The 16,758-nt window shown below is 61.9% G+C and carries 17 protein-coding genes; 4 read left to right on the forward strand and 13 right to left on the reverse strand.

Features of this window, described 5'->3' with window-relative positions; all coding sequences use genetic code 11:
* Nucleotides 1-10: 10 nt before the first annotated feature.
* From NKI96_RS15325 to eno, 5 genes are all read right to left on the reverse strand, one after another.
* Entirely contained in the window at nucleotides 11-1,432 is a 1,422-nt protein-coding gene (locus NKI96_RS15325) for a pyruvate dehydrogenase complex dihydrolipoamide acetyltransferase (protein WP_352805058.1), read from the reverse strand.
* An 18-nt stretch (nucleotides 1,433-1,450) separates the two neighbouring features.
* Nucleotides 1,451-2,872: a pyruvate dehydrogenase complex E1 component subunit beta gene (locus tag NKI96_RS15330; protein WP_352805061.1), complete on the reverse strand. Its 1,422-nt coding sequence runs from the start codon at nucleotides 2,870-2,872 to the stop codon at nucleotides 1,451-1,453.
* Nucleotides 2,873-2,887: 15 nt separating this feature from the next.
* Nucleotides 2,888-3,934 (reverse strand): pyruvate dehydrogenase (acetyl-transferring) E1 component subunit alpha, encoded by a 1,047-nt coding sequence (gene pdhA, locus NKI96_RS15335; RefSeq protein WP_023682559.1) that lies wholly within the window; start codon nucleotides 3,932-3,934, stop codon nucleotides 2,888-2,890.
* A gap of 195 nt (nucleotides 3,935-4,129) precedes the next feature.
* The gene (locus NKI96_RS15340) at nucleotides 4,130-4,453 is read right to left on the reverse strand and encodes an FtsB family cell division protein (RefSeq protein WP_023688447.1); all 324 of its coding nucleotides are present in this window, start codon (nucleotides 4,451-4,453) and stop codon (nucleotides 4,130-4,132) included.
* 138 nt (nucleotides 4,454-4,591) lie between these two features.
* Nucleotides 4,592-5,866 carry a phosphopyruvate hydratase gene (gene eno, locus NKI96_RS15345; protein WP_023682561.1) on the reverse strand — a complete coding sequence of 425 codons (1,275 nt, stop codon included), beginning with the start codon at nucleotides 5,864-5,866 and terminating at the stop codon, nucleotides 4,592-4,594.
* 309 nt (nucleotides 5,867-6,175) lie between these two features.
* Here eno and NKI96_RS15350 point away from each other — a divergent pair, with 309 nt between their 5' ends.
* Nucleotides 6,176-7,543 (forward strand): glycoside hydrolase family 19 protein, encoded by a 1,368-nt coding sequence (locus NKI96_RS15350; RefSeq protein ID WP_352805063.1) that lies wholly within the window; start codon nucleotides 6,176-6,178, stop codon nucleotides 7,541-7,543.
* Nucleotides 7,544-7,652: 109 nt separating this feature from the next.
* The gene (locus NKI96_RS15355) at nucleotides 7,653-7,775 is read left to right on the forward strand and encodes a hypothetical protein (protein WP_023682563.1); all 123 of its coding nucleotides are present in this window, start codon (nucleotides 7,653-7,655) and stop codon (nucleotides 7,773-7,775) included.
* A gap of 82 nt (nucleotides 7,776-7,857) precedes the next feature.
* Here NKI96_RS15355 and NKI96_RS15360 read toward each other — a convergent pair whose 3' ends face one another.
* From NKI96_RS15360 to NKI96_RS15385, 6 genes are all read right to left on the reverse strand, one after another.
* Nucleotides 7,858-8,223, reverse strand: a complete 366-nt coding sequence (locus NKI96_RS15360; protein WP_023668909.1) for a PRC-barrel domain-containing protein — start codon at nucleotides 8,221-8,223, stop codon at nucleotides 7,858-7,860.
* Nucleotides 8,224-8,304: 81 nt separating this feature from the next.
* On the reverse strand, nucleotides 8,305-8,508 hold the full coding sequence (locus NKI96_RS15365) for a dodecin family protein (protein ID WP_023668908.1): 204 nt from the start codon (nucleotides 8,506-8,508) through the stop codon (nucleotides 8,305-8,307).
* Nucleotides 8,509-8,605: 97 nt separating this feature from the next.
* Entirely contained in the window at nucleotides 8,606-9,484 is an 879-nt protein-coding gene (gene kdsA / locus NKI96_RS15370; protein ID WP_031196594.1) for a 3-deoxy-8-phosphooctulonate synthase, read from the reverse strand.
* Nucleotides 9,481-10,353 carry a VOC family protein gene (locus NKI96_RS15375; RefSeq protein ID WP_023714175.1) on the reverse strand — a complete coding sequence of 291 codons (873 nt, stop codon included), beginning with the start codon at nucleotides 10,351-10,353 and terminating at the stop codon, nucleotides 9,481-9,483. Before NKI96_RS15375 ends, kdsA begins: the two co-directional genes overlap by 4 nt.
* Nucleotides 10,354-10,408: 55 nt before the next feature.
* Nucleotides 10,409-10,699: a Dabb family protein gene (locus NKI96_RS15380; protein ID WP_023682566.1), complete on the reverse strand. Its 291-nt coding sequence runs from the start codon at nucleotides 10,697-10,699 to the stop codon at nucleotides 10,409-10,411.
* A gap of 113 nt (nucleotides 10,700-10,812) precedes the next feature.
* Nucleotides 10,813-10,947 carry a hypothetical protein gene (locus NKI96_RS15385; RefSeq protein WP_023668905.1) on the reverse strand — a complete coding sequence of 45 codons (135 nt, stop codon included), beginning with the start codon at nucleotides 10,945-10,947 and terminating at the stop codon, nucleotides 10,813-10,815.
* Nucleotides 10,948-11,206: 259 nt separating this feature from the next.
* Between NKI96_RS15385 and NKI96_RS15390 the strand changes: the two genes are divergently transcribed.
* Nucleotides 11,207-12,457: an SAM-dependent methyltransferase gene (locus NKI96_RS15390; protein WP_023668904.1), complete on the forward strand. Its 1,251-nt coding sequence runs from the start codon at nucleotides 11,207-11,209 to the stop codon at nucleotides 12,455-12,457.
* A 60-nt stretch (nucleotides 12,458-12,517) separates the two neighbouring features.
* Here the strand turns inward: NKI96_RS15390 and NKI96_RS15395 are convergent, their stop codons facing one another.
* Together NKI96_RS15395 and NKI96_RS15400 are read right to left on the reverse strand one after the other, a co-directional pair.
* Nucleotides 12,518-14,497 carry a bifunctional 2',3'-cyclic-nucleotide 2'-phosphodiesterase/3'-nucleotidase gene (locus NKI96_RS15395; RefSeq protein WP_023668903.1) on the reverse strand — a complete coding sequence of 660 codons (1,980 nt, stop codon included), beginning with the start codon at nucleotides 14,495-14,497 and terminating at the stop codon, nucleotides 12,518-12,520.
* Between the two features lie 141 nt (nucleotides 14,498-14,638).
* Entirely contained in the window at nucleotides 14,639-15,904 is a 1,266-nt protein-coding gene (locus tag NKI96_RS15400) for an NAD(P)/FAD-dependent oxidoreductase (RefSeq protein ID WP_023668902.1), read from the reverse strand.
* A gap of 181 nt (nucleotides 15,905-16,085) precedes the next feature.
* On the opposite strand from NKI96_RS15400, the gene NKI96_RS15405 reads away from it, so the two are divergent.
* Nucleotides 16,086-16,751 (forward strand): 5-formyltetrahydrofolate cyclo-ligase, encoded by a 666-nt coding sequence (locus NKI96_RS15405; RefSeq protein WP_023668901.1) that lies wholly within the window; start codon nucleotides 16,086-16,088, stop codon nucleotides 16,749-16,751.
* Nucleotides 16,752-16,758: the final 7 nt, after the last annotated feature.

The following is a 16,758-nucleotide window of genomic DNA, read 5'->3' on the forward strand; positions in this document are numbered from 1 at the left end:
TTTTTCCTTCCTAGACCAGCATGCCCATCGGGTTTTCGATCATGCGCTTGAAGGCGACCAGAAGTTCGGCGCCGAGCGCACCGTCGACGGCGCGGTGATCGGTCGACAGCGTCACCGACATGATATTGGCGATTTTGATCTCGCCGTTCTTGACCACCGGCCGCTGCTCGCCGGCACCCACCGCCAGGATCGTCGCATGCGGCGGGTTGATGACGGCGGCAAAGTCCTTGATGCCGAACATGCCGAGATTGGAAACCGCCGTCGTGCCGCCTTGATATTCCTCAGGCTTCAGCTTGCGGCTGCGGGCACGGCTCGCCAGATCCTTCATCTCGTTGGAGATAGTGGACAGCGTCTTTTCGTCGGCGTGGCGGATGATCGGCGTGATCAGGCCGCCGGGGATTGACACGGCAACGCCGACATCGGCGTGCTTGTGCTTGACCATGGCCCTTTCGGTCCACGATGCATTGGCATCCGGCACCGCCATCAGCGCCATCGCCATCGCCTTGATCACCATGTCGTTGACCGAGAGTTTGTAGACGGGAGCCTCGCCCTTGTCGGTCTTCTTCGTCGGAGCAGCCGCATTGATCTGTGTGCGCAGCGCCAGCAGCGCATCGAGCTCGCAGTCGAGCGTCAGGTAGAAATGCGGGATGGTTGTCTTGGCCTCGACCAGGCGGCGCGCAATGGTCTTGCGCATATTGTCGTGCGGGACGAGCTCATAGGACCCTTCGGCAAACAGCTTCAGCACCTGTTCGTCCGACATCGCCTTGGGTGCCGCAGCCGGAGCCGCAGGTGCCGGAGCGCCGGCAGGTGCGGCTTTCGCGGCCGGTGCAGCCTTGGCGCCACTGCCGGCAATCGCCGCCTCGACATCGGCCTTGACGACACGGCCATGCGGGCCGGTGCCGGTTACGGCGGACACATCGACGCCGGCGTCCTTGGCGATGCGCCGAGCCAGCGGCGAGGCGAAGGTGCGCTCGCCTGACGATTGGCTGATCTCCCCCTTTGTGGGGGAGATGGCCGGCAGGCCAGAGGGGTGCGCGACAGACTGAGAGGTCGGCGGGGCAGCGCCCCCCTCTGTCGACTTCGTCGACATCTCCCCCACGGGTGGGGAGATTGACGCCTTATCCTGCTTGGCATCGGCTTTCGCGGGCGCGGCATCGCCGCCGCCCTTTGCCGCTGCACCTGCATCCTCGCCTTCGCCGGCGAGAATGGCGATCAGCGCATTGACCTTGACGCCTTCGGTGCCGGCCGGAACGACCAGCTTGGCGACCGTGCCCTCATCGACGGCCTCGACTTCCATCGTCGCCTTGTCGGTCTCGATCTCGGCGATCACGTCGCCCGGCGAAACCTTGTCGCCCTCCTTGACCAGCCACTTGGAAAGATTGCCCTCTTCCATCGTGGGCGACAGCGCCGGCATGGTGATGTTGATTGGCATGATGTCCTCCCGACCGGCTCAGCGATACGTGACGGCTTTGACCGCCTCGATGACCTCGCCGACATTGGGCAAGGCCAGCTTTTCGAGGTTCGCCGCATAGGGCATCGGCACGTCCTTGCCGGCGATGGTGATGACCGGCGCGTCGAGGAAATCGAAGGCGCGCTGCGACACCTGATTGGCGATGTGGTCGCCGACCGAGCTTTGCGGGAAACCTTCTTCCACCACGATCAGGCGGTTGGTCTTCTTTACGGAGGCAATGACGGTGTCGAGGTCGAGCGGGCGGATGGTCCGGAGATCGATGATCTCGGCATCGATGCCCATGCCGCGCAGTTCGGCTTCCGCCTTGATGGCATAGGTCATGCCGATGCCGAACGAGACGATGGTGACGTCCTTGCCCTGCTTGTGAATGCGCGCCTTGCCGATCGGCAGCACGAAATCATCGAGCTTCGGCACGTCGAAGGACTGGCCGTAGAGGATTTCGTTTTCAAGGAAGATGACCGGGTTCGGATCGCGGATCGCCGCCTTGAGCAGGCCCTTGGCGTCGGCAGCCGTGTACGGCATCACCACCTTCAGGCCGGGAATATGGCTGTACCAGGCGGCATAGCACTGCGAATGCTGGGCGCCGACGCGGGCGGCCGCACCGTTCGGTCCGCGGAACACGATCGGTGCGCCCATCTGGCCGCCCGACATATAGAGCGTCTTGGCCGCGGAGTTGATGATCTGGTCGATCGCCTGCATGGCGAAGTTGAAGGTCATGAACTCGACGATCGGCTTCAGGCCGGCCATCGCCGCACCGACGCCGACGCCGGCAAAGCCGTGCTCGGTGATCGGCGTGTCGACGACGCGGCGCGGCCCGAATTCCTGCAGCAGCCCTTGCGTGATCTTGTAGGCGCCCTGGTATTCCGCGACCTCCTCGCCCATGACGAAGACATCGCCGTCGCGGCGCATTTCCTCGGCCATGGCATCGCGCAAGGCCTCGCGCACCGTAGTCGAGATCATCTCGGTGCCGGCGGGAATATCCGAATCGGCGGCAGGTTTGGCTGCCGGAGCGGCGGGAACTGCCTTCGGAGCCTCGCCGGCATCCTGGGGAGCCGCCTTTGAGCCTTCCTCGGCTGCATCGGTCCGCTGACCGCCAGCGGAAACGGCATCCTGGGTTGAGGCAGGCTGGCCGCTCTTTTCGACATCGCCTGCACTTTCGCCGTCCTGCAGCAACACGGCGATCACCGCATTGACCTTGACGCCTTCGGTGCCGGCGGGAACCACGATCTTGCCGATCGTGCCTTCATCGACGGCCTCGACTTCCATCGTCGCCTTGTCGGTTTCGATCTCGGCGATGACATCACCGGCGACGACCTTGTCGCCCTCGTTCTTCAACCACTTGGAAAGATTGCCCTCTTCCATGGTCGGCGAGAGAGCGGGCATGAGAATTTCGATCGGCATGTCCTTGCCCTCCCGTTACAATACGATGTCGGTCCAGAGCTCGGACGGATCCGGCTCTGCGTCGTGCTGGGCAAATTCGGCAGCGTCGGCGACGATGTCGCGGACTTCCTTGTCAATGTTCTTGAGCTCGTCCTCGGTCGCCCACTTCTTGGCCGTCAGCCGCGCCTTGACCTGCTCGATCGGATCATGATCCGAGCGCATCTTCTGCACTTCTTCCTTGGAGCGGTATTTCGCGGGATCCGACATCGAGTGACCGCGATAGCGATAGGTCTGCATCTCGAGGATGATCGGACCGTTGCCGGCACGGCACCATTCGGTCGCCTGATCGCCGGCGGATTTGACCGCACGCACATCCATGCCGTCGACCTGAATGCCGGGAATCTTGAACGAGGCGCCGCGATGCGAAAAATTGGTTTCGGCCGACGAGCGCGACACCGAGGTGCCCATGGCATAGCGGTTGTTCTCGATGATGTAGATCACCGGCAGCTTCCACAGCGAGGCCATGTTGAAGCTTTCATAGACCTGGCCCTGGTTGGCTGCGCCATCGCCGAAATAGGTCAGCGAGACATTGTTGTTGTCGCGGTAGCGGTTGGCGAAGGCCAGCCCGGTGCCGAGCGAAACCTGCGCGCCGACAATGCCGTGGCCGCCGTAAAAATGCTTCTCCTTGGAGAACATGTGCATGGAGCCGCCCTTGCCCCTCGACAGGCCACCACGGCGTCCGGTCAGCTCTGCCATGACGCCGCGCGGGGACAGTTCCATCGCCAGCATGTGGCCATGGTCGCGATAGGCGGTGATCATCTGGTCGCCGTTGATCAGCGACATCTTCATGCCGGTGACGACCGCTTCCTGGCCGATATAGAGGTGGCAGAAGCCGCCGATAAAGCCCATGCCGTAGAGCTGGCCGGCCTTTTCCTCGAAGCGGCGGATAAGCAGCATGTGCCGGTAGGCGGCAAGCTCCTCGTCCTTGGTGAAGTCGGCCGGCTTGGGGGCGGAAAGCCCGGTTGATTTGGCGGATGTCGATTTAACGGATTTGGCAGGCGCTTTTTTGGCGGCGGTGGCCATGCATCACTCCCTGTTGGCGTCTCTTTGCGGACACTAAAGCAGACCATGTCTGCTCCGGGGAGGATCAGCTCCTCCCCACCGATTGGAAGGAAGCTAACATGCGAGACCGCGTTTCGCCATGCAGAAAAACGCATGGCTGGCATGCATCTAAATGCCTAGAATCATTGGAAATAAAAGCGATTAACAGAAATTAGGTTATTTCGAATTGGCCGGCAGCATGATGGTGATTTCATCGGGCTGGGACAGATTGAGCGCCCGGCGTGCCTGCTCGTCGAGCATATCCTTTTCAAGCGTGCCCTCATGCATCAGCTGGACGCGCCGCTCCAGATCGACCCGGCGCGCCTTGATGGCATCGTACTTGGCCTGCAATTCGATGGTCTGCGCTTCGAGCTGATATTTGGAATTGATGCCGAACTCGCCATGATAGGCATGGAAGCCGAAATAGGCCAGGAACGCCACGCAAAGCGACGGGATGATCAGCCGGCCGGTGTTTCTCTGCTTGTGCTGGCGTGTCCACATGGTCGCAATCCTTTGACCGCCATTTGTCGCTCGATTGTGCTTAATGGACGGTTACGGACAGGTGCATTAGCCCGCGGCCGCAACGAAAAAGGGCGGGAAAATCCCGCCCTTCCATCGTTTTCGCCAGTTCGGCAGAATTTAGGCTTTGACCACCGACTTGCCAGCGTAGCGCGCCTGCTTGCCGAGCTCTTCCTCGATGCGGATCAGCTGGTTGTACTTGGCCATGCGATCCGAGCGCGACAGCGAACCGGTCTTGATCTGCCCGCAATTGGTGGCGACGGCGAGGTCGGCGATGGTCGAATCCTCGGTTTCGCCCGAACGGTGCGACATGACTGCGGTGTAGCCTGCCTTATGCGCGGTCTCGACAGCGTCGAGCGTTTCGGTAAGCGAGCCGATCTGGTTGACCTTGACCAGGATCGAATTGGCGACACCCATGCGGATGCCGTCGCGCAGCCGCGCCGTGTTGGTGACGAAGAGGTCGTCGCCAACCAGCTGCGTCTTGTTGCCGATCAAATCGGTCAGGTACTTCCAGCCCTCCCAGTCGTCCTCGGCCAGGCCGTCCTCGATCGAGATGATCGGATAGTCGGCGGCGAGCTTGGCCAGGTACTTGGCCTGCGCCTTCGGATCGCGGGTCTTCTTCTCGCCCTCATAGACGTAATTGCCGTCCTTGAAGAATTCGGTCGCCGCACAGTCGAGACCGAGCGCGATCTCCTCGCCCGGCTTGAAGCCGGCCTTCTCGATCGATTCCATAATGAAATCGAGCGCCACCGGCGCACTCTTCAGATTGGGCGCGAAGCCGCCTTCGTCGCCGACATTGGTGTTGTGGCCGGCATCCTTCAGCTTCTTGCGCAGCGTGTGGAAGATTTCGGAGCCCCAGCGCACGCCTTCGCGCAGCGTCGGCGCGCCGACCGGCAGGATCATGAATTCCTGGAAATCGATCGGATTGTCGGCATGCGCGCCGCCGTTGATGATGTTCATCATGGGCACCGGCAGCAAATGCGCCTTGGTGCCGCCGACATAGCGGTAGAGTGGCAGGCCGGCGGCTTCCGCTGCTGCCTTGGCGACCGCCAGCGAAACGCCGAGAATGGCGTTGGCGCCGAGCCGGCTCTTGTTGGGCGTGCCGTCGAGCTCGATCATGGTCTGGTCGATGTGGATCTGGTTTTCGGCTTCCATGCCGCCGATCGCCTCGAACAGCTCGCCATTGACGGCCTCGACCGCCTTGAGCACGCCCTTGCCGAGATAGCGGGCGCCACCGTCGCGCAGTTCGACGGCCTCATGCGCGCCGGTCGACGCGCCCGACGGCACCGCGGCGCGGCCCATCGAGCCGTCTTCGAGGACGACGTCGACCTCGACGGTCGGATTTCCACGGCTGTCCAGGATTTCACGCCCGACAATGTCGATGATGGCGGTCATTGCGATGTCCCCGATTGATCGATTGAAAGCGTCGCGCCCCTCTTAGCCAAAGTGCCGCAAAAGGCAATCAGGAATGGCATGAAATAATGGTGACAGTCGCCCCATGCGCTCAGGCCGTGGGGCATGGGCGACGCCATCTGAACGCAAACAGCCCGCCCTGACGTCATATGTCTGGCGCGGCATGGGGTGGGTGCCCCGCCCCTGCGGCAATGCCTTTGTCACGAAACCAGGCGGCACACAAACTCCACCCGATGCTTCAAAAGAGGCTACCGCCAACGTGACAAACTTCACAATGCAGAGAATTCGAAGATGTTAGGGTCACATCTACAACGCGAACTATTTGGCGACCACAGTGAAATCAACAAACTTGAACTCTTTGGGGAGGCGGCAATGGCAGCGATTTCAGGTACTGGCTGGGAACTTCTTATTAGTCGCCAAGTCGAGCATACGAGGGGCACCAGACGCAGGACAGTTGGTACCTATAAAGTCTTTCACAACGGCACGGCAGTAACGGGTCTATCGGGGTTCGTGTGTGAATCTCGCGGCCCAGGCGACAATTCCAAAGAAGACAATGGCAGGCGCATCGAGCCCGGCACCTATCCACTGGCGACGCAGGCCGGAGGCAAATATGTGACCATCGGCTACACTGGCGGCAAGACGCCACCCAAACCTGGACTCGAACTGCTGAAGACCAACAAGCGCACCGAAATCCTGATCCATCCGGGCGTCAATTTCCTGTCCAGCGTCGGGTGCATCAATCCGACGAAGAAGGTGAGCGGTCCGCTTTCCGACATGGATTTCACGGAGAGCCGGACACGCGTAATCGCCCTCATCGACGACCTGAAAACCTTTGCCGGCGGTGGCTTCCCGAAAAGCAACGGCAAGCGAATTCCCAATGCTTCGGTGGTCGTCGAAGGCGAACCGGTGCTCTCGACCGAGAGTGTCGAGAGCGTGCTCGAAGCCGTTGCGGGCGATCCGAACAAGGGTTTGCCAGCAGCGGTCTTCCAGAAATTCGCGCCGAGACCGGCAAGCGGTTCCAAGCGAACAATCTATGACGGTTACATCGGCGCCTTTACCTCCGACAAAGGCCTCAAGACACTTGGCGATCATGGCGTGTGCAACAACTATGATCGGCTGATGCATTTCTTCGCTCAAGCGGCGATGGAAACCGGTGGCTTCACCCTCATTCGCGAATCCCTGTCCTACACGACCGTGGCGGCAATCCGGAAAGCATGGAGGTCGCGAGCCGCGGGCAAGACCGATCAGTGGATCGAGGACAACCTGCTGCGCAAGCCGCAAGCCCTGGGCGACTGGGCCTATGGCGACCGCATGGGCAATGTGAAAGGAACGTTGGACGGCTTTAATTTCCGCGGCGGCGGTACTTTCCAGACCACCGGACGCGACGCGTACACGGCCAAGGGCAAGCTCGCCAAGGTCGACCTCGCCAATCATCCTGAACTGATCGAGGATCCGCAGATTTCGCTGCTCGCAGCTTGCGCCGAATGGAAAGGCTCAGGCTGCAATGCCTTTGCTGATTCCGGCCTGATCAAAAAGATCTCGCGCGCGATCAACGTCGGCAACGCCAATTCAACCACGCCGGCCAATGGCGAAGCGGATCGGATCGCCTGGCACGAAAAGATTTTCAAGGCGGTGAAGAATGCCGGACTCCTCGGCTGAGCATGCCTCGGATCACGTTCGACAACACCACGTCATCATAATTCAGAGATAACAATCTCTGTGTCGACTAGGATTGTGATGCGCGGGGCGAAACAGGAGGAGTTTCGCCATGTCCGAGTTGAGCGGTATCGTGAGTTTGTTCCTGATCGCGGCGGCGTTCCTGACGTCCTGCGATACGCAGCAGCCGCCCAGGGCGGCGACGCAGCTGTCTACGCTTCATGCAGCAGAATAATTTAGAAACTGTCGGGTTGCACTGAAAAGGCCCCCGTTTCGGAATTCGGGGGCCTTTTCACGTCAGGCGTCAGCGCAGCTGATCAATGCCAATACGGCGTGACCTTGTAGTAATCATAGGAAGCATCACGTGCGGCCTCGCCATCGGCGCCGGCCAGTTCATTGATCGAATAGGCGGGTGCTGCCTTCAGCTGCTCCTTCGAGAACGGCACGACATAGCCGCCCTTGTCCTCGTCATAGTCGAGGCTCGCCCACGGAATGGCGTGATACTTCTCGCCAATGCCGAGAAATCCACCGAACCCGATCACCGCGAACATGATGCCGTTCGACGTCTTGTCGAGCATGATGTCCTCGATGCTGCCGATGCTCGTGCCCTCGGTGTTGTAGACCGACGTGCCGATGACGCGCGAAGCGGCGATTGCTTCGGTGTGGCCTGTTTGGGTGGTCATGGCTGATGCTCCTCATGTCATTGATCTATACTTTGACAATGAGGTGCGCGGGCGAAAGTTCCCGTTTTTTCGAGCGGGCGGTTACTCCGCGAGGATGAACGTCACCTTCATGTTGACGCGATACGCCGCGATCCTGCCGTCCTCGACGACGATCTTCTGGTCCTGGATCCAAGCGCCTTCGACGTTCTTCAGGGTTTTGGATGCGCGCTCAATCCCCTTCTCGATGGCGTCCTGAAAGCTCTTTTTCGACGACGACGTGATTTCGGTGACGCGGGCGACGGACATGGCTTCCTCCTGCCAAGACGCTCATTTGCAGGAGCGAGCCTACAGCCGGCTTATGCCTTCCACAAGCAGGGCAGCGCGCGCGCCATAGCCGAAACCATCAGCCTCGGTTCAGGTCAGCAGCATTCTTGGCGATGCGGTCGAATGCCATCAGTCTTTCGAGCAGCGCCGGCATGTCCTTCAGCGGCAGCATGTTGGGCCCGTCGGAGGAGGTCGAATTGTCGGGATCCTGGTGGGTCTCTATGAACACGCCGGCGACGCCGACGGCAACGGCAGCCCGCGCCAGCGTCTCGACAAAGCGGCGCTCACCACCGGAGGAACCGCCCTGCCCGCCCGGCTGCTGCACCGAATGGGTGGCGTCGAAAATCACCGGCGCGCCGATCTCGGCCATCACAGGCAAAGCCCGCATGTCCGACACCAGCGTGTTGTAGCCGAAAGACGCGCCGCGCTCGGTGGTCAGCACATTGAGGTTGCCCGAACCGGTGATCTTGGCCACCACGTTCTTCATGTCCCAAGGCGCCAGGAATTGCCCCTTCTTGACGTTGATCACCTTGCCGGTCTTGGCGGCGGCGACCAGCATGTCGGTCTGGCGCGACAGGAAGGCCGGAATCTGCAGCACATCGACATGGTGTGCGACGATCGCGCACTGCTCCTCGGTGTGGACATCGGTCAGAATGGGAAGCGAAAACGCCTTGCGCAACTCGTCGAACACCGGAAGCGCCGCGTCCATGCCGGCGCCGCGCGTTGCCGACAGCGAGGTGCGGTTGGCCTTGTCGTAGCTGGTCTTGTAGACGAGGCCGATGCCGAGCTTGCCGGTCAGTTCCTTCAGCGCGCCGGCCATGTCGAAAGCGTGCTGGCGCGATTCGAACTGGCACGGGCCGGCGATCAACGCCAAGGGCCCGCTGTTGTCGAAGACGACGTTGCCGACGGTTACTGACGAATTCGGCGCCAGCGAATTGGGCCCTTGCGGCTTGCTCATGGGGTCTCCCGGAAGATGAAAGCCGCGCCCTGTCCGGATGCCGGCTGCACGACGATTTCGTTGCCCGCTATATCGTGCCCGACGGCGTTGTCTGCAAGCAGCCTCGCGACAGCGCCGACACTGCGGGCCGAAAAGACGATCGCGGCGAAGCGAAGGTCCGTCGGCGCGCCAGCCGACATGCCGAAGCGCTCAGCGAAAGCCGCGGGCTTGAGAACGCTCAAACGCGCGTTCGCCAGGTCGAACGCCGTGCTGCTCCTCTGCCTCGAACCCGTCGCTGTCTCGATCAGGTGGCGCTTTTCGGATGGCACGCCGCTGACCGCGACGATTTCGGCAATGCCGGTCACGCCGTTGGCATGGGCCTGCAGTGCCGTACGGTCGATTTGAGGGGCGTTGATCCGCTCGCAAGCGAACAGAAAGGCGTCCATCGTCTCGGCGCCGGCGGCGAAAGCCAGTTTGAACGAGGCCATGTCGCTCTTTCCGGCCGTGTCGGTGAAGGCGCGGGAAAAGCTCAGTACGTCTCCCGCCGACAGGCCGGCTTTGATAAAGCGCGCATGGTCCGCATCGGCATCGTCGGTGGCCAGCACCACGGCGGAAAAGCCCTCATCGCCCAGCCTGGCGCGATAGAGCCGGTCGCGCGCGACAAAGACATTGCCACCGGCAAATGCCTCGTCTGCAGCCTGTTCATTCCCGACCGCCAGCGGTTCGAGGTAGGTGCCGTCAGCGAAGAAGACGCAGCAATTTTCGGTGCCGAAAGGGTGGATGCCGGTTGGTGCGACGATGAAGCCAAGCGATGTCAGCCGCGCCCGCGCCACGGCGAGGCTCGCCGTCGGCAACACAAGATGGTCAAGCGGATGGATCGTGCTGGTCATGCCGGCGCGGTGTGCATCATTCCGGAAATCGGTTCAAGGCCTCTTGCCAGCCCGATCAGGCCATCGCCACGACATCGGCCGAATAGCGCAATTCGCGCAATGGTTTGACCCGACTGGTCGTCTCGGCATAGAGCGGGTGCGCCTTGTAGGCGGCAAGCGCGGCATCATCCTCGAACTCGGCATAGACGACCACGTCGATCGCATCCGACAGCGGATCGACCTTGGTGTTGAGCGTCACCTCGAAGAGGCTTGAATGCGGGATCTTGCCCAGCGCGAGCAAGCCCGTGCGCACGGCCTCGACATCGTCCTTGCGCCGCGCGCTGAAGAAAACGATATGCCGGATCACACCTGCCTCCACGTTCGATTTGCGGCATGTTTTGTGTGAGCGGGACCGTCGCGTCAACCGCCACGATGTCGCGCCCGGCAATGCCGGCAGGCGACTTTGCAGAGGCGCAAAAGCTAGGCTTTGCCGGTGACGTAGCGCACGACGCGCGACATTTCCCTGACCGTCGTGTCGAGATAGCGGCCCTGATTATAGAGGCCATCCCAGATCAGGAAAAAGGCGATGGCGGTGATGACGATGACGTAACGCATGGCTGAAACTAACGTATGTGGCTGTTCCTAACCATAGCGATTTCACCGGCGGTCGCTCGCCCTCACCGATTCTGGCCCCAGGCACGCCACCTGGGCCAGTGCCGGACACGGCTTGCCTCTTGAAGTTCCGGTCGATGCGGTGGAAGATTGTGGCGAAAATTTAAGCAGGCTACGGCGTTCGCGCCTGGCGAATGAAAGTGGAGGATGTGGAGGCCGGCAGATCTTGCGCCGCCCCCGCGGAAGTCCAGGGGGGTGTGAGATGGCTGTCAGGGAATACAAAGGCATCGGCGACGCCATCAGGCTGGACGAACTCAATTTCGCCGAGATCGTCAAGGGCCTGCCGGCCAAGGCGCGCATGGTGCTGTCGGCGGCGATGAAATTGCCGCGCGGTTCGCTGAAGGTGAGGATGCCGGATGGCCGGGCGGTGCTTGTCGGCGGCAACGGACCCGGGCCGGATGCCGAGCTGGTGTTGAAGAACTGGCGCCTGCCCGGCCGTGCCTTTTCCGGCGGCACCATCGGCGTTGCCGAATCCTACATGGACGGCGACTGGGAAAGCCCTGATGTAACCAGCTTCCTCGAACTGTTCGTCGTCAACTCGGCCGTTGGGGAACGCATTGCCGGCGGCGCCAACTGGCTCATCAACACGGTCCAGCGCATCCGCCACTGGTTCAACGAAAACACCCGCACCGGCTCGAAGCGCAACATCTCGGCGCATTACGATCTCGGCAACGCCTTCTACAAGCAATGGCTCGATCCCAGCATGACCTATTCGTCGGCGCTCTATGCGACCGGCGCCAACGACCTGGAAAGCGCTCAGGCCGCCAAATACCGCGCGCTGGCCAAGGATACCGGCATCGGCAAGAAGGACCATGTGCTCGAGATCGGCTGCGGCTGGGGCGGTTTTGCCGAATTTGCCGCGCGCGAGATCGGCTGCCGCGTCACCGGCCTGACCATCAGCCGCGAACAGCACGATTTCGCCAAGGCGCGCATCCAGAAGGCGGGACTGTCTGACAAGGTCGACATCAAGCTGCAGGATTACCGAGACGAAACGGGCACTTACGACCGCATCGCCTCGATCGAGATGTTCGAGGCGGTCGGCGAAAAATATTGGCCGGTATTTTTCGGCAAGATGAAGGCGTGCTTGAGGCCCGGCGGCACCGCCGGCCTGCAGATCATCACCATCAACGAGGCCGCCTACGACACCTATCGGGCGAGGCCGGATTTCATCCAGCGCTATGTCTTCCCAGGCGGCATGCTGCCGACGCCGTCGATCCTGAAGACGCTGGGCAGCGACCATGGCCTTGCCCATCTGCGCGAGCGCGTCTTTCCGGACGACTATGCCCGCACGCTTGCCGAATGGCGCAACCGCTTCTGGGCGTCGTGGGAAAAGATCGTCCCGCTCGGCTTCGACGACCGCTTCAAGAAGCTTTGGGAATTTTATCTCCACTATTGCGAAGCCGGCTTTAGAGCCAGCTACATCGACGTGCGCCAAGTGGTCTACAAAGCCTGATCCGAAGCGTGATTGAGCGGGCGTATGCCCGCTCGTTTTCCCTGTTAGCTGCACGTTGCCTCAAAGCAGGATGCGATACTTCGCAAACCCGGATTCGCCCTCGCCGGCCGGCTCGATCTTGAGCGATTTCACTCCCGATATAAAATCCTTCGCTTTGGGGCCGGTCTCGAACACGACGCTGGTGCCGGGCAGCGGCGTGAACGACCAATTGTCGTCGGCCGAGGGATTGATCGTGCCTTCGCTGACGACGTAGCGCACGATCACGTCGCGGTTGGTGTCCGGCGCCTCGTAGATGATCTTCGAGGCATTGATGTCGGGGAAATTGCCGCCACCGCCGGCGCGGTAATTGTTGGTGGCGACGACGAATTTCGCTGCCGGATCAATAGGCTTGCCGTCGAAGCTGAGGCCGACGATGCGGTTCGAGCCGGCATTGGCGACGCCACCCTTGGCATCGTATTTCGGCAGCTGCGACAGGTCTATTCCGTAGCTGACGCCATCGATCACATCGAAATTGTAGGACGGGAATTCGGTGTCGATGAGCGCCTGGTCGGCCTTGCCCGGCTCGATCTTCCTGAAAATGCCGGCCGACATTTCCAGCCATTCCTTCACTTGCGCGCCGGTGATTTCGACGGCGCGCACCGTGTTCGGATAGAGATAGAGGTCGGCGACGTTCTTGATGGCGATGTCGCCCACCGGCACGTCGGTATAGTAGTCGGCGCCGTTGCGCCCGCCGGCCTTGAAGGGTGCTGCCGCCGACAGCAGCGGCACATCCTTCCACTGCGTGCTCTTCAATATGTCCTTGAGGTACCAGCTCTGCGCCTGGTTGACGATCTGCACCGACGGATCGTCGGCGACCAGCGCGAAATAGGAATAGAGCGGCGCCGAGGTCTTGCCGACCGGTCGGCGGACATAGGCAAGTGTCGCCTCATGGTCCGCCTTCAGCGCATCGACGACGCGCTGGTCGTCCGCCACCGTCGGCTTGTTTGCCTTGTCGACGCGCTGGTAGATCGGCCTTGCCTCCGATGTGGCCGAGGCTACGCGCCATTTCGATCCGTCCCGTTCCAGAAGCAGATCGATCAGTCCCATATGCGAGCCCCAGAAACCGCCCATCACGGCGGGCTTGCCCTGCAGCGTGCCTTTCTCGGTGTCGACGCCTTCGAGCGCCTGAAAATCCTTCTTGCCGGGGAAGACGAGATGCTGATGGCCGGTGAACACCGCATCGATGCCTTCGACGCCGGCGACGAAGAAGGAGGCGTTCTCCATGCCGTCGCCCTGCTTGATATCGATGCCGGAATGCGAGAGCGCGATGACGATGTCGGCGCCCTCCTCCTTGATCTGCGGCACCCATGCCCTGGCCGCCTCGACGATGTCGCGCGTCCTGACATTGCCTTCCAGGTTCTTCAGGTCCCAGACCATGATCTGCGGCGGCACAAAGCCGATGATGCCGATCTTGATCGGCTGCTCGGCGCCCGACCCGTCCTTGATCTTCTTGTCGAGGATGACATAGGGCTTGAGGTAGAGCTTGTCGTCGCGCGGTTTGGCGGCAAGCTCGGTGCCGCGGATCAGATTGGCGCAGACGAAGGGGAAATTGGCTCCGGCCAGCACCTTGTCGAGGAACGACAGGCCGTAATTGAACTCGTGATTGCCGAGCGTCGAGCATTCATAGCCCAGCAGGTTCATGCCCTTCATGATCGGATGCAGATCGCCTTCCTTGAGGCCCTTCTCATAGGCGATGTAATCGCCCATCGGATTGCCCTGCAAAAGATCGCCATTGTCGATCAGCATCGCATTGGTGGCTTCCTTGCGCACCGCCGCGATCAGTGAGGCCGTCCGTGACAGGCCCATCGTGTCGTTGGCTTTGTCGGCGTAGTAGTCGTAAGGCAGCACATTCACATGGATGTCGGTGGTCTCCATGATCCTCAGATGCGCCTGATTGGCCTGCGCGCGGGCGGAAAACGGATGGAGCATGATCAGCGCCCCGCTGGCGGCCGTACCGGCAAGAAAACTACGGCGGGAGACGGGGTAATTGAGATGCGGCATTGGTTTTCCCTCCCAGCGACGTGACAAGATCCCAGCCCCGGGCGGAAGCTTCGCGCCGAAAACCGGCCATGTCCATCGGGAAGTCAGTCGATCAGCAAAAGGTGACGGCTGGATGAATATCCTTGGCCGCGGTTGAGAACCTCAGCCCTTGTCATCGTCGCCCTGGGTGATCAGCCGCGCGCTGCGCTGGCCGGTGAAATAGATCCATAGCCAGCTAAGCGACACCGAGAGCCGGTTGCGGAAACCGATCAGGAAGTAGATATGCGCCACGCCCCACAGCCACCAGGCAAGCCATCCCGTGAGCTTGATCGAGCCGAAATCGATCGCGGCTGCCCACTTGCCGATCGTCGCCAGGTCGCCGGCATGTTTGTAGCGGAAAGGCCGCGGCGCGCCATCGCCGGCCAGCCGCGCCCTGATCGTCGCGGCGACATGCTTGCCCTCCTGCTTGGCCGAGGGCGCCACGCCGGGCACCGGTTTGCCGTCCGGCCGCAAGACATGCGCGGTGTCGCCGATGACGAAGATTTCAGGACTGTTCGGCACGGTCAGATCGGGCTCGACCATTACCCTGCCCGCCCGGTCCACCGGCGCGCCCAGCCACTCTCCCGCGGGTGAAGCCGCCACGCCGGCGGCCCACAGGATGGTTCGCGCCGGCAGATGCGTATCGCCAAAGACGACGCCTTCGGCATCGAGGCGCGTGACGGCGCGGCCAAGCTCGACCGTGACGCCCCGTCGCTCCAGCGCCTTGCGCGCATAGTCGGACAGCTTTGGCGCGAAATTGGCTAGGATCCTGTCTCCGGCCTCGACCAGCACCACACGCGCCTCACGCGTGTCGATGTTGCGGAATTCGCCGCGCAGCGTTTCATGCGCGAGTTCGACAATGGTGCCGGCAAGCTCCACGCCGGTCGGGCCGCCGCCGACGATGACCAGTGTCAGCAGTGCCTGGCGCTTGGCCGGATCGGTCTCGCGCTCGGCCTGCTCGAAGGCGAGCAGGATGCGCCGCCGAATGGTGGTTGCGTCTTCAAGCGTCTTCAGCCCGGGCGCGAAAGGCTCCCATTCGTCGTGGCCGAAATAAGCATGACGCGCGCCGGTGGCGAGCACCAGCGTGTCGTAGGGAACAGAACTGCCGTCCTCAAGCAGCACGCGTTTGCCTGGACGGTCGACGCCGGTGACGTTGCCGAGCAGGGTCGTCACGTCCTCGCGCTTGCGCAGCAGATGACGGATCGGCCAGGCAACTTCCGAGGTCGCCAGCGAGGTGGTCGCCACCTGGTAAAGCAGCGGCTGGAAAAGGTGATGGTTGCGCTTGTCGATCATGGTGATGCGCACGGGTGCGCCGGCCAGCGCCCGGGTGAGTTCGAGACCGCCGAACCCTGCGCCGACGACAACGACATGATGGCTGGTTTCACTCATCGCATTCACCCCTGTTTGTCTCTCTTTATCTAGTGATTTTTGTGCACCGCAACAATGTCGCGGCGCGCTAGACTGCCGCGCGTAAGGCTGCCCAGGACTCGTCGCCGGATGTCGCGAATGCCTATGTCGGCAAGCCTGGACGGGTATAGCCTTGCAGGGGCTGGAACCACGGGAGTGAAGCATGGCCAACGACGATGACAAAGATCGCAAAGGGCGGGCGCAATATTCTTCGCCGCCTTGCTTCATGCACGAACTCGATCCGGAATTTCGCGCGCCATTGACCGACTGGACCGATGTGCGCCGTTGGCGCAAGGCCGAGCGCGAGCGTCTGATCGCGGCACGGTTGGCGGTTTCCGCCGATGCGCGGGTGGCGATGTCGCGGGCTATCGCCGAAGGGCTCGACGCGACCATCGGCGACATTGCCGGCCGCATGGTCAGCCTCTATTGGCCGTTTCGCGGCGAGCCGGACCTGCGGCCGTGGATGGCGTCGATCAACGAACGCGGCGGCCGCACGGCGCTGCCCATCGTGATCGAGAAGGGCCAGCCGCTGATCTTCCGCGCTTATGTGCCTGGCGACCGGCTGGAAAAAGGCGTCTGGAACATCCCTATCCCCGCCGAAGGCGACCCGGTGCTGCCCGACATCGTCATCTCGCCGATCGTCGGCATCGACCCGCGAAACTACCGCCTGGGCTATGGCGGCGGCTTCTTCGACCGCACGCTGGCTGCCATGCCGTTCAAGCCATTGGTCATCGGCGTCGGCTACGAACTGCAGCGCATCCCCACCATCTACCCGCAGCCGCACGACATCCCGATGGACCAACTGGTGACCGAGGTATTAAAAGCCTAGCGTGATG

Source organism: Mesorhizobium sp. M0292, from assembly GCF_040321695.1.
Taxonomy (GTDB): domain Bacteria; phylum Pseudomonadota; class Alphaproteobacteria; order Rhizobiales; family Rhizobiaceae; genus Mesorhizobium.